This is a genomic window from Pseudomonas gingeri (assembly GCF_013386165.1).
GTDB lineage: Bacteria > Pseudomonadota > Gammaproteobacteria > Pseudomonadales > Pseudomonadaceae > Aquipseudomonas > Aquipseudomonas gingeri_C.
The window spans coordinates 258861-272315 of sequence record NZ_JACAOS010000022.1 but is presented as its reverse complement, the minus strand read 5'-3'; the positions used below and the strand labels follow the sequence as shown (position 1 = coordinate 272315).

The 13455-nt window shown below is 62.2% G+C and carries 7 protein-coding genes; 5 read left to right on the top strand and 2 right to left on the bottom strand.

Annotated elements, in window-relative coordinates; translation table 11 throughout:
• Window positions 1-35: 35 nt before the first annotated feature.
• Window positions 36-2975, bottom strand: coding sequence for a bifunctional [glutamate--ammonia ligase]-adenylyl-L-tyrosine phosphorylase/[glutamate--ammonia-ligase] adenylyltransferase (gene glnE, locus HX866_RS28875; RefSeq protein ID WP_177090606.1), 2940 nt, complete (start codon window positions 2973-2975; stop codon window positions 36-38).
• Between the two features lie 382 nt (window positions 2976-3357).
• On the opposite strand from glnE, the gene aceE reads away from it, so the two are divergent.
• From aceE to msrA, 4 genes are all read left to right on the top strand, one after another.
• Entirely contained in the window at window positions 3358-6003 is a 2646-nt protein-coding gene (aceE, locus tag HX866_RS28870) for a pyruvate dehydrogenase (acetyl-transferring), homodimeric type (RefSeq protein WP_177090608.1), read from the top strand.
• 11 nt (window positions 6004-6014) lie between these two features.
• A complete protein-coding gene (aceF, locus tag HX866_RS28865) occupies window positions 6015-7982 on the top strand; it encodes a dihydrolipoyllysine-residue acetyltransferase (RefSeq protein ID WP_177140933.1) in 1968 nt (655 codons plus the stop codon).
• A 332-nt stretch (window positions 7983-8314) separates the two neighbouring features.
• Entirely contained in the window at window positions 8315-11008 is a 2694-nt protein-coding gene (locus tag HX866_RS28860; protein WP_177125502.1) for a putative bifunctional diguanylate cyclase/phosphodiesterase, read from the top strand.
• A 78-nt stretch (window positions 11009-11086) separates the two neighbouring features.
• Window positions 11087-11734, top strand: a complete 648-nt coding sequence (msrA, locus tag HX866_RS28855; RefSeq protein WP_177125501.1) for a peptide-methionine (S)-S-oxide reductase MsrA — start codon at window positions 11087-11089, stop codon at window positions 11732-11734.
• A 216-nt stretch (window positions 11735-11950) separates the two neighbouring features.
• On the opposite strand, the gene HX866_RS28850 is transcribed toward msrA, so the two are convergent.
• Window positions 11951-12787, bottom strand: coding sequence for a 23S rRNA (adenine(2030)-N(6))-methyltransferase RlmJ (locus tag HX866_RS28850; protein ID WP_177090616.1), 837 nt, complete (start codon window positions 12785-12787; stop codon window positions 11951-11953).
• Between the two features lie 151 nt (window positions 12788-12938).
• Here HX866_RS28850 and HX866_RS28845 point away from each other — a divergent pair, with 151 nt between their 5' ends.
• Window positions 12939-13433, top strand: a complete 495-nt coding sequence (locus HX866_RS28845) for a DUF2165 family protein (RefSeq protein WP_177090618.1) — start codon at window positions 12939-12941, stop codon at window positions 13431-13433.
• The last annotated feature ends 22 nt before the right edge of the window (window positions 13434-13455 follow it).

The window sequence follows — 13455 nt, the reverse complement described above, 5'->3', positions numbered from 1 at the left end:
ATCGCGAGCAAGCTCGCTCCTACAATAACCAGACTTCAGCTCAATCCCAGTTCGGCCCAGATCCGCATGACATCCTGTCGTTCGACGACGAACTGATCGCCGGTAATCACCCCTGCCTCCTTCTGCAACGCCTGACGGTGGGCGGCGGAACGATAAGCCTTGTAGGCCTCGCGCAGCAGGTTGGCGTCCGTGGCGGGGATCAGGCCCGCCTGCTCCAGCCCTTCGAGAATACGGATATTATCGGTATAGCGGAGTAACGCCGGGTGCGCTTTCGACCAGGCCAATGTCGCGTATTGCACCATAAATTCAATATCGACGATACCACCGGCATCCTGCTTGATATCGAAGGGTGCCGTGGCTTCGAAGGCATTGGTCGCCGTGCCCGCCGCGGTGGCCTTGCTCCCCAGGTTGTCACGCATCTTGGCGCGCATCTCGCTGACTTCCTGGCGCAAGGTCGGCAAATCCCGCTCACGCCCCAATACCGCCGCCCGTACCTTCTCGAAGGCCGTGCCGACCTCGTTGCACCCCACCAATACCCGGGCGCGGATCAGCGCCTGGTGCTCCCAGGTCCAGGCTTCGTTCTGCTGGTAACGCTCGAAAGCCCCCAGGGAACTGACCAGCAGGCCCGAAGCCCCGGACGGGCGCAGGCGCATGTCCACTTCATAGAGCTGACCGGAGTTGGTCTGGGTGGTCAGCAGGTGAATGATCCGCTGGCCCAGGCGGGTGAAGAACTGCGCGGTATCGATCGGCTTGGCGCCGTCGGTCTCGGCATTCGGGTCGCCGTCGTGGATAAACACCAGGTCCAGGTCCGAACCATGGCCCAGCTCGATGCCGCCGACCTTGCCGTAGCCGACAATAATGAAGCCCGGGTCGCACAAGCTGCCGTCGACGCGCCGCGGCGAACCGTAACGACCGACGGTCTGGCGCCAGGACAGGGCCAGCACCTGCTCGAGGATCGCCTCGGCGAGCCAGGTGAGGTAGTCGCTGACCTTCATCAACGGCAGGCTGCCGGAAATTTCCGAGGCCGCGACCCGCAGGCGATGCGCCAACTTGAAGTGCCGCAAGGCCTCCATCTGCTGCTCGAGGTCGTCTTCCGGGATCCGCGTCAGGCGTTCACGCAATTCCGCCGCCAACTCCGGCGCCAACGGCGGCTTGAACAGCCGGCCTTCGTTGAGCAACTCGTCGAGCAGCATCGGGAAACGGGTGATCTGTTCGGCAATCCACGGGCTGGCCGCGCACAAGGTCAGCAAGCGGCGCAGAGCGCCGGGGTTTTCCGTGAGCAGTACCAGGTAGGCCGAGCGCCGGGCCACGGCTTCCACCAGGGGCAACACGCGCTCCAGCACCAGATCCGGCTCGGCGTGCTCCACTGCCTGGGCCAACAGACGTGGGATAAAGGCATCGAGACGCTCCCGGCCGAGACGCTGCATGGCGCGCAACTGCGGACTGGTACGCAGCACCGTCAATTGCTTCAGGGCCTTGGCGGCATCCTTGAAACCACCCTCCTGCAACTGCCGACAGGCTGCTTCCTCGTCCTGGGACTCTTCCCACAGCGGCAACCATTCGCCACCGACCATTACTTCGCTCTCGGCGCCGTCTTCTTCGTCCGGATCGGCGATCACCTGGCGGAAATGCCAGTCGACCCGACCGCGCCAGTGCATCAGTTGTTCATGGAACGCCGCCCAACTGTCGAAGCCCATCATGAAGGCAATCCGCGCGCGGTCCTTATCGCCGTCAGGCAGCATCTGGGTCTGGCGGTCGGCAATCGCCTGGATCGCGTGCTCGGTGTAACGCAGGAATTCATAGCCGCTACGCAATTCGCCGATCACGGCCGGCGGCAGGTAACCCTGGCCTTCCAGGGTTCCCAGCACCTTCAACAGCGGTCGCTGCTGCAGGCTCAGGTCGCGCCCGCCGTGAATCAGCTGGAAGGCCTGGGCAATAAACTCGACCTCGCGAATGCCACCGGAACCCAGCTTGATGTTCTCGGCCATGCCCTTGCGCCGGACTTCCTGCTGGATCAGCTGCTTCATGGTGCGCAGCGCTTCGATGGCAGAAAAGTCCAGGTAACGCCGATAGACGAAAGGCCGCAGCATCTCCAGCAATTGCGCGCCCGCCACCTGGTCACCGGCCACGACCCGCGCCTTGATCATCGCGTAGCGTTCCCAATCGCGCCCCTGATCCTGGTAATACTGCTCCAGCGCATTGAAGCTCAGCACCAGCGCACCCGCCGAGCCATAAGGCCGCAAACGCATGTCCACGCGGAACACGAAACCGTCGACGGTGATCGGGTCCAGGGCCTTGATCAAGCGCTGGCCCAGGCGGATGAAAAATTCCTGGTTGTCCAGTGGGCGCTTGGTCCCGACCGTCTCGCCGCCTTCCGGGTAGGCAAAGATCAGGTCGATGTCGGAGGACAGGTTCAACTCCACGGCACCAAGCTTGCCCATGCCGAGGATGACCATCTGCTGCGGCTCGCCGCTGCGCCGTCCGGTGGGCGTGCCGAACTGCTGGCAGTGCCGTGGGTAGAGCCACTGATAACCCTGGTCGATACAGGCGTCGGCCAGATCGGAAAGGTCGCGACAGGTCTGCACCAGGTCCGCCTGGCGCGTCAGGTCACGCCAGATGATCCGCACCTGCTGGCGCGTGCGCTGTCGGCGCAGGGCCCGACCCAATTCGTCCTCGGTTTCAGCCTGCTGCAGCGCCGCGGCGACCTGCCCGCACATCTCCCCCGGCGCAAAGCCGCGATCAAGGTCGCCGAACTGCGCCAGCTCCAGCAACATCAAAGGGTCACGTACCGATTGTTCAATAAAGAAGTCGCTGGCCGCGCCGACCCGGGCGAACTGCGCCCAGCGCTCAGCGGGCCATTCGGCCAGCCCGTGATCGTCCTCCAGGGCGGCGACGGCGGCACGAAACGACTGCTCGGCACGACTGGCGGCAGGCAGGAGAATGGCCGGCAGATCGGCCAACGTTGGAAGGCTCATGGTCTATCCTTGGTGATCGAACAATCAGCCGCAGTCTGTGATAGCGAGAAACACGCTCTGGAAAGGACTGTCGAACAAAAGTTAGAAATAGCTGATAATGGTTATTTTTTGGCAGCCACCCTCAAAAAGATGGTCGCCTTGATTGATTTCCAACCAACAATATCGATTACGCTCACAACATAGCAGGAAGTTTTTGCTCGTCGCCCTGTAGTTTTACTACTCGTCTATACATTCGAAAGGCTGAAATGGCCGACGATTTGTAGTAAAACTACAGGACTCCGGTACAACCTCCGGACATCCAAGAATTTATGTCGTCTGCCCACAAGGCCAGTCGCAAACTCAGGCAACCGATTCTGGAAGCCTTTCCGCCCTGGAGCAAGCCATGCAAGACCTCGATCCCGTCGAAACCCAGGAATGGCTGGACGCCCTGGAATCGGTTCTCGACAAAGAAGGCGAAGACCGTGCTCACTACCTGATGACCCGTATGGGCGAACTCGCGACCCGCAGCGGCTCGCAACTGCCCTACGCCATCACCACGCCTTACCGCAACACGATTCCCGTCACCCACGAAGCACGCATGCCTGGCGACCTGTTCATGGAACGCCGCATTCGCTCGCTGGTGCGCTGGAACGCGATGGCCATGGTAATGCGCACGAACTTGAAAGATTCTGACCTGGGCGGTCACATCTCCAGCTTCGCCTCCAGCGCCACCCTGTATGACATCGGCTTCAACTACTTCTTCCAGGCCCCGACCGACGAACACGGCGGCGACCTGATCTACTTCCAGGGTCACACCTCGCCAGGCGTCTACGCCCGTGCGTTCATGGAAGGCCGCATCACCGAAGAACAAATGAACAACTTCCGCCAGGAAGTCGACGGTCAGGGCCTGTCGTCCTACCCGCACCCTTGGCTGATGCCTGACTTCTGGCAGTTCCCGACCGTTTCCATGGGTCTGGGCCCGATCCAGGCGATCTACCAGGCACGCTTCATGAAGTACCTGGAAGCCCGTGGTTTCATCCCGGAAGGCAAGCAGAAAGTCTGGTGTTTCCTCGGCGACGGCGAGTGCGACGAGCCGGAATCCCTGGGCGCGATCTCCCTGGCCGGCCGCGAGAAGCTGGACAACCTGATCTTCGTCATCAACTGCAACCTGCAGCGCCTCGACGGCCCGGTTCGCGGCAACGGCAAGATCATCCAGGAACTCGAAGGCGTGTTCCGTGGTGCCCAGTGGAACGTGACCAAAGTCATCTGGGGCCGTTTCTGGGACCCACTGCTGGCCAAGGATGTCGACGGCATCCTGCAACGCCGGATGGACGAAGTCATCGACGGCGAGTACCAGAACTACAAAGCCAAAGACGGCGCGTTCGTGCGTGAACACTTCTTCAACTCGCCAGAACTCAAGGCGATGGTTGCCGATCTGTCCGACGACGAGATCTGGAAACTCAACCGTGGCGGCCACGACCCGTACAAGGTCTACGCGGCGTACCACGAAGCGGTCAACCACAAGGAACAACCGACCGTCATCCTGGCCAAGACCATCAAGGGTTATGGCACCGGCGCCGGCGAAGCGAAGAACACCGCGCACAACACCAAGAAGGTTGATGTTGAAAGCCTGAAGCTGTTCCGCGATCGTTTCGACATTCCGGTCAAAGACGACCAGCTGGAAAACCTGCCGTTCTTCAAGCCGGAACCGAACAGCGCCGAAGCCCGCTACCTCAGCGAGCGTCGCACCGCACTGGGCGGTTTCGTGCCACAGCGCCGCGCCCAGAGCTTCAACATCCCGACGCCGCCACTGGATACCCTCAAGGCTATCCTCGACGGTTCGGGCGACCGTGAAATCTCCACCACCATGGCTTTCGTGCGGATCCTCGCGCAACTGGTCAAGGACAAGGACATCGGCCCGCGCATCGTCCCGATCATCCCGGACGAAGCCCGTACCTTCGGTATGGAAGGCATGTTCCGCCAACTGGGCATCTACTCCTCCGTCGGCCAGCTCTACGAGCCAGTCGATAAAGACCAGGTGATGTTCTACAAGGAAGACAAGAAGGGCCAGATCCTCGAGGAAGGCATCAACGAAGCGGGCGCCATGAGCTCCTTCATCGCTGCCGGTACTTCGTACTCCAGCCACAACCAGCCGATGCTGCCGTTCTACATCTTCTACTCGATGTTCGGCTTCCAGCGCATTGGCGACCTGGCCTGGGCCGCAGGCGACAGCCGTACCCGTGGCTTCCTGATCGGCGGTACCGCCGGCCGGACCACGCTGAACGGCGAAGGCCTGCAGCACGAAGACGGTCACAGCCACATCCTCGCGGGCACCATCCCGAACTGCCGTACCTTTGATCCAACCTACGGCTATGAGCTGGCGGTGATCATCCAGGACGGCATGAAGAAGATGACCGAAGAGCAGCAGGACGTTTTCTACTACATCACCGTGATGAACGAGTCCTACCAGCAGCCAGCCATGCCGGCCGGTGTCGAGGAAGGCATCATCAAGGGCATGTACCTGCTCGAAGAAGACACCAAGGAAGCGGCTCACCACGTGCAACTGATGGGCTCCGGCACCATCCTGCGCGAAGTGCGTGAAGCGGCGAAAATCCTGCGTGAGCAATTCAACATCGGCGCCGACGTCTGGAGCGTGACCAGCTTCAACGAACTGCGTCGCGACGGCCTCGCCGTGGAACGCAGCAACCGCCTGCACCCTGGCCAGAAGCCAAAGCTGACATACGTCGAAGAATGCCTCAACGGCCGCAAAGGTCCGGTGATCGCTTCGACCGACTACATGAAATTGTTTGCCGAACAGATTCGTCAGTGGGTCCCATCCAAGGAATTCAAAGTCCTGGGTACCGACGGTTTCGGTCGCAGTGACAGCCGCAAGAAGCTGCGTCACTTCTTCGAAGTCGACCGTCATTTCGTGGTGTTGGCAGCCCTGGAAGCCTTGGCTGACCGTGGTGAGATCGAACCCAAGGTGGTGGCGGACGCCATCGTCAAGTTCGGGATCAACCCGGAAAAACGCAACCCACTGGACTGCTGAGGAGACACCCTGTGAGCGAACTCATTCGCGTACCTGACATCGGCAGCGGTGAAGGTGAAGTAATCGAACTGTTTGTGAAGGTCGGCGACCGTGTCGAAGCCGACCAGAGCATCCTGACGCTGGAATCGGACAAGGCGAGCATGGAAGTGCCCGCGCCGAAAGCCGGTATCATCAAGAGCCTGAAAGTGAAGCTGGGCGATCGCCTGAAAGAAGGCGACGAACTGCTGGAACTGGAAGTCGAGGGCGCCGCGGCTGCGGCTCCTGCGGCGGCGCCAGCACCGGCGGCCCAAGCGGCCGCACCGGTTGCTGCCGCTGCACCGGTTGCCGCGCCAAGCGCTGCGCCTGCTGCCGCCTCGGCCCAGCAAGTACACGTGCCGGACATCGGCTCGTCGGGCAAGGCCCAGATCATCGAGATCTCGGTCAAGGTCGGCGACACCATCGAAGCTGATCAATCGCTGATCACCCTCGAATCCGACAAGGCCAGCATGGAAATCCCGTCGCCGGCTGCCGGTGTCGTGGAAAGCATCAGCGTCAAGCTCAACGACGAAGTCGGTACCGGCGACCTGATCCTGGTCCTGAAAGTCGCGGGCGCAGCAACTGCCGCGGCTCCAGCACCGGCCCAGACTGCCGCCGCTCCTGCCGCTGCCGCCCCGGCGCCAGCCGCTGCACCGGCCGCTCCGGTTGCCGACAGTGTCCAGGACATCCACGTGCCGGATATCGGTTCGTCGGGCAAGGCCAAGATCATCGAGCTGTCGATCAAGGTCGGCGACACCGTCGAAGTCGATCAATCGCTGATCACCCTCGAATCCGACAAAGCCAGCATGGAAATTCCATCGCCGGCCGCCGGCGTGGTGGAAAGCATTTCCGTCAAGCTCGACGACGAAGTCGGTACCGGTGACCTGATCCTCAAGCTGAAGGTCAAGGGCGCCGCCGCGCCAGCCGCTCCTGCTCCTGCTCCCGCCGCAGCCCCTGCCGCACCGGCAGCGGCTGCAGCAGCACCGGTTGCTGCGCAGGCTCCAGCCGCTGCGCCAACCGCCGCCCCGGCCAACCCGGGCGCCAAGGTTCACGCCGGCCCGGCAGTCCGCCAACTGGCCCGTGAATTCGGCGTCGAGCTGAATGCGGTCAGCGCCAGCGGTCCTCACGGTCGCATCCTCAAGGAAGACGTGCAGGTCTACGTCAAGGCGATGATGCAGAAGGCCAAGGAAGCACCGGCCGCTGCGGCTGCCGGCGCAACCGGCGGGGCTGGCATTCCGCCAATCCCGGTCGTCGACTTCAGCCGCTTCGGCGAAATCGAAGAAGTGCCGATGACCCGCCTGATGCAGGCTGGCGCCGCCAACCTGCACCGCAGCTGGCTGAACGTGCCGCACGTGACCCAATTCGACTCGGCGGATATCACCGAGTTGGAAGCGTTCCGCGTGGCCCAGAAAGCCGTGGCCGAGAAGGCTGGCGTCAAGCTGACCATCCTGCCGCTGCTGCTCAAGACCTGTGCTCACCTGCTCAAGGAACTGCCGGACTTCAACAGTTCGTTGGCCCCAAGCGGCAAGGCGATCATCCGCAAGAAGTACGTCAACATCGGCTTCGCTGTGGACACCCCGGATGGCCTGCTGGTCCCGGTGATCAAGAACGTCGACCAGAAGAACCTGCTGCAACTCGCTGCCGAAGCGGCTTCCCTGGCTGAAAAGGCCCGGACCAAGAAGCTCTCCGCCGACGACATGCAGGGCGCCTGCTTCACCATTTCCAGCCTCGGGCACATTGGCGGCACCGGCTTCACGCCGATCGTCAACGCGCCGGAAGTGGCGATCCTCGGTGTTTCCAAGGCCACCATCCAGCCAGTCTGGGACGGCAAAGCCTTCCAGCCCAAGCTGATGCTGCCGCTGTCGTTGTCCTACGATCACCGTGTGATCAACGGCGCAGCCGCCGCGCGCTTCACCAAGCGCCTGAGCGACCTGCTGGCGGATATCCGCACGATCCTGCTGTAACCGCGAACCCGGTCTCTTCTTCCCCCGGAGAGACCGAGCCCGCGTAGCGATTTCCGAGCGCCACGCTCGTACCTCAACCCCGCCAATTGGCGGGGCTTTTTTTGTCCGTTTTCCGGACAGTCGCCCAAACGATTCAGCTAACGCCGTGGGACTCGCGAAATAGACGGGTCACACCGCTCGTTCACTGAAGAAATTCTTCCTCCTGCCGATACATTGAAGGCACGGAGCCACTGTTGTGCTTGTCAGCCTGACCCGCTTAATGCAACCTTGCCCAACACGCCAGAAAAACGGTCTTTACCCAGCGTGACCCGTACTCTTGAAGCGAGCTCTCAATGAAAAGCCAACCGGATGTCGCCAATAGATTGGCGGCCGAGGTAGTAACGCAATTGCCGGTGCCCTCGCGGCTCGGCATGCTGCGTTTCGAACGGCTGAATGAAGCAAGCTGGGCCCTGCTGTTTCTCGATCCCAATTGCGAGCGCCAGTTCGGCCAGCCGGCCATCGAACTCTGCGCCCTGGTCGGCTCGCCCTATGCCAGCCTGATGGAGCCCGAAGCCCGTTATCGCCTGCACGACACCATCCAGCAGCAACTGCTCGACAGCCCGCATTACCTGATTCGCTACACCCTGCACACCGCCCAGGGGCCGCTGAGCCTGCTGGAAGTCGGTGAAGCCTACAAACAGCACAACCGCCACCTGCTGCGTGGCTACCTGCTGGTGGTCGAGGGCCTGCTCGGCCAGGAAGCGAGCTTGCCGCCCGCCGACCTGGAAACCCAGAACAGCCGCCTGCAGATTGCCCTGGAACTGAACCAGCGCGCCCAGCAGGAACAACTGCTCCACCTCGACCGGGTGCGCGCCCAGCAGGACCTGATCCTGCGTCTCGCGCGCCAGCGCTACAGCGCCGGAAAATCCCTGCTCGAAGCCGCCGAACTGATCACCCGTTGCGCGTGCGACATCTACGAAATCGACGCGGCGAGCATCTGGAACCTCGAAGGTAATCGCCTGGTGCCGATCTGCGCCTATTACCGCGATCGCCAACAATACGTGCTGCCGGAGGTCATCGACGCCAGCGGTTTCCCCAACTACCTGGAAGCCCTGCATACCAGCCGCGCCATCGATGCCCACAACGCGATCCGTGACCCGCGCACCCGGGAAATGGCCGAAAGCCTGCGCCCACGGGACACCAATGCCATGCTCGACGCCAGCATCCGCATCGACGGCCAGGTGGTCGGCGTGTTGTGCCTGGAACAGACCGGCAGGACCCGCGCCTGGCAGTCCGATGAAATCGCCTTTGCCGGCGAACTGGCGGACCAGTTCGCCCAGGTCATCAACAACCACAACCGTCGGGCCGCCACCAGCGCCCTGCACCTGTTCCAGCGCGCCGTGGAACAGAGTGCCAACGCCTTCCTGCTGGTCAGCAGCGACGGCGTGGTCGAGTACGTCAACCCCAGCTTCACCGCCATCACCCAGTACAGCACCGAGGAAGTCCACGGCCAGAAGCTCTCCGAGCTGCCGGCCCTGGAAAACCTCAGCGAACTGCTCTTCGACGCGCCCTCAAGCCTGGCCAAGAGCAACAGCTGGCAAGGCGAGTTCAAGAGCCGGCGCAAGAACCTGGAACCCTACTGGGGCCAGCTGTCGATTTCCAAGGTCTATGGCGACAACCGCGAACTGACCCACTACATCGGCATCTACGAAGACATCACCCAGACCAAGCTGGCACAACAGCGCATCGAACGCCTGGCCTACACCGACAACCTGACCAACCTGGGCAACCGTCCGGCCTTTATCCGCAACCTCGACGAGCGTTTCGCCCGCGACAGCGACTCGCCCATCAGCCTGTTGCTGGTGGACATCGACAACTTCAAGCGGATCAACGACAGCCTTGGCCACCAGACCGGCGACAAGCTGCTGATCAGCCTGGCCCGGCGCCTGCGCAACAGCCTGAGCCCGAGCGGCAGCCTGGCGCGCTTTGCCAGTAACGAATTCGCGGTACTGCTGGACGACACCGACCTGGAAACCGGGCAACAGATCGCCAGCCAACTGCTGACCACCCTCGACAAGCCGATGTTCGTCGACAACCAGTTGATCAGTGTCACCGGCTCCGTGGGCCTGGCCAGCGCGCCGCTGCACGGGCGCGACCCGCAGACCCTGATGCGCAACGCCGGCCTGGCCCTGCACAAGGCCAAGGCCAACGGCAAGCACCAGGTCCAGATCTTCACCGAGGCGCTGAACGCCGAGGCCAGCTACAAGCTGTTTGTCGAGAACAACCTGCGCCGGGCCCTGACCCAGAACGAGCTGGACGTGTTCTACCAGCCCAAGCTCTGCCTGCGCACGGGTCGCCTGCTGGGCATGGAAGCGCTGTTGCGCTGGAATCACCCGGAACGCGGCATGATCCGCCCGGACCAGTTCATCAGCGTCGCCGAAGAAACCGGCCTGATCATCCCGATCGGTAAATGGGTCGCCCGCCAGGCCTGCCGCATGAGCAAGCAACTGACCGCCTCCGGGCTGGGCAACTTGCAGGTGGCGATCAACCTGTCGCCCAAGCAGTTCTCCGACCCGGACCTGGTGGCCTCCATCGCCAGCATCCTCAAGGAAGAACAGCTACCCCCGAGCTTGCTGGAGCTGGAGCTGACCGAAGGCCTGCTGCTGGAAGCCACCGAAGACACCCACCAGCAACTCGACCAGTTGAAAAAGCTTGGCCTGACCCTGGCCATGGACGACTTCGGCACCGGCTACTCGTCCCTGAGCTACCTGAAGAAATTCCCGATCGACATCATCAAGATCGATCGCAGCTTCATCCATGAAATCCCGGACAACCAGGACGACATGGAAATCACTTCCGCAGTGATAGCCATGGCCCACAACCTGAAGATCAAGGTGGTGGCCGAAGGGATCGAGACCTACGAACAGCTGACCTTCCTGCGCCGCCATCGCTGCGACGTCGGCCAGGGCTACCTGTTCGACCGCCCGATCCCCGGTCTCGACCTGATCCAGCAGCTCAAACGTTACCCGCGCGGCCCTTTGGCCTGACAGCGCTGTAACACTCGGGCACACTGGCGGTCTACTTTCCTGTATCGCTTATCCCAACCTGACTGAGAGGACTGCGACATGGTCTTGCGCTCGGAAATACTGGTGAAAAAAAACGTGCTCCCCACCAAAGAACAAGCTCTGCCTGGCCGTGAAACCCCAATGACCGTGCCGGAGAATCATTTCGTCAACGGCAATCCACTGCTGGGCCCATTCCCCGGCAGCGTGGAATTCGCGATCTTCGGCCTGGGCTGCTTCTGGGGCGCGGAACGGCGCTTCTGGCAACGTGAAGGGGTGCACAGCACCTCGGTGGGTTACGCCGGCGGCCTCACGCCGAACCCGACCTACGAGGAAGTCTGCTCGGGCCTGACCGGCCATAGCGAAGTGGTACTGGTGGTCTATGAGCCGGAAATCGTCAGCTACGAACAGCTGCTGGCCTTGTTCTGGGAACTGCACGATCCGACCCAGGGCATGCGCCAGGGCAACGATATCGGCACCCAGTACCGTTCGGTGATCTACGCCACCAAGCCGCAGCAGCTGGAAGCGGCGCTGAAGAGCAAGCAGCTGTTCCAGGCCGAACTGAGCAAGGCGGGCCACGGCACTATCACCACGGAAATCGACGAAGCACCGACCTACTTCTACGCCGAGGCTTATCACCAGCAGTACCTGGCGAAGAACCCCGAGGGTTATTGCGGGATCCGTGGCACGGGCGTGACCTGCCCGATCTGAAGCGGAACAATTGTTGATCACCGACAATTGTGGCGAGGGGGCTTGCCCCCGCTGGAGGGCGAAGCCCTCCTAAAACCCGACACTGCATTGCCTCAGAATGAACGAGGCTGCTGACTTTACGGCTGCTACGCAACCGAGCGGGGGCAAGCCCCCTCGCCACAAAAAACCTTCACAGCAAGCCACACCCTCGCAGCAAACCCTTGCCAGCGTTGCAAGCTACTCCGCGATCAACCAATCCATCCGCCAGTCGCCCTGGGTCTGGCCCAGTTTCTGCGCCAGCCATGGCAGCAACTCCCGCAGTTCCTCCTCCAGCCCCCACGGCGGATTGGCAATCGCCAGGCCCGAACCGTTCAGGCTCGCCGGCGTATCCAGGGGATGCACCAGCAATTCCACCCGCAGCAGCTTCGGCGCGCCGCTACCGGTCAGGTCCTGGTAGAAGCGCTTCAACGCGCGCTGATCCTTGATCGGATACCAGATCGCCGCCACCGTCTGGCGCATGCGCCCGATGGCCTCCTTGAGCGAAGCGGCACAGCGCTGCATCTCATCCAGTTGTTCGAACGGCGGATCAATCAACAACACCGCACGTTTCTCCGCCACCGGCAGCAGCGCCCGCGCCACATGCCAGCCTTCGCCCAGGTGCACTGCCACGCGCCGGTCGCCCTTCATGTTGTCCTTGAGCAGCTTGCCGTCTTCCGGATGCTTCTCGTTGAGCAGGATGCGCTCGCGCTCACGGGTCAGGCGCCGTGCCAGCTCAGGCGAGCCCGGGTAGTAGCGCAATTCGCCGTCCGGGTTCATCTCATGCAGCACGCGCATGTAATCGGCGGTCACTGCGGGCAGTTCCTGCTCGCCCCACAAGCGGGCGATCCCCTCCAGGTATTCGCCGGTGCGGCTGGCCTGGTCGCCCTTGAGGTCATACAGGCCAATGCCGGCGTGACTGTCGAGATAGGCGAACGGCTGCTCCTTGCGCGCCATCAGGGCGATCAGGCGAGTCAGGATCAGGTGTTTCAAGACGTCGGCGTGGTTGCCGGCGTGGAAGGCGTGACGGTAGTTCATGGCGACTCCTGCGAAGGAGGCGAAGTTTACCTTGTGCCCGAGCCTACGTCAGGTCGCAGCGTACCGGCGGCATCGGAAGTGTCTGACATATTCCCGAGAGCCAGCAGTGATAAGGTCGTTTTCCCGCCTATCGGAAAGAAGGATCCGAGCAATGACCAGTCGCTACGCCAAGATCATCCTCACCCTGGCCCTCGCGGCCTTCGCCTTCATGGTCACTTTCAGCAACATCACCGATTACGGCTCCAACTTCGCCTTTGTCCAACACGTCCTGAGCATGGACACCACTTTCCCGAACAATGCCGCCATGTATCGGGCGATCACCACGCCCGCACTCTGGCACGCCGCCTATTGGCTGATCATCTTCGGCGAAGGCCTGACCGCCGCGCTGCTGACCTATGGTGCCCTGTCGTTGTGGCGGGCGCGCAAGGCCGATGCCGCCACCTTCGCCCTGGCCAAGAAATGGGTGATCGCTGGCGCAACCGTGGGTTTCCTGGTCTGGTTCTTCGGTTTCATGGTGATCGGCGGCGAATGGTTCCTGATGTGGCAATCACATATCTGGAACGGCCAGGAGCCGGCCTTCAAGTTCTACATGGCGATCCTCGGCGTGCTGATCTTCGTCAATCAGGCGGACAACGAGCCGGCTTAAGCCGGTTCACTTGCCGATTGAG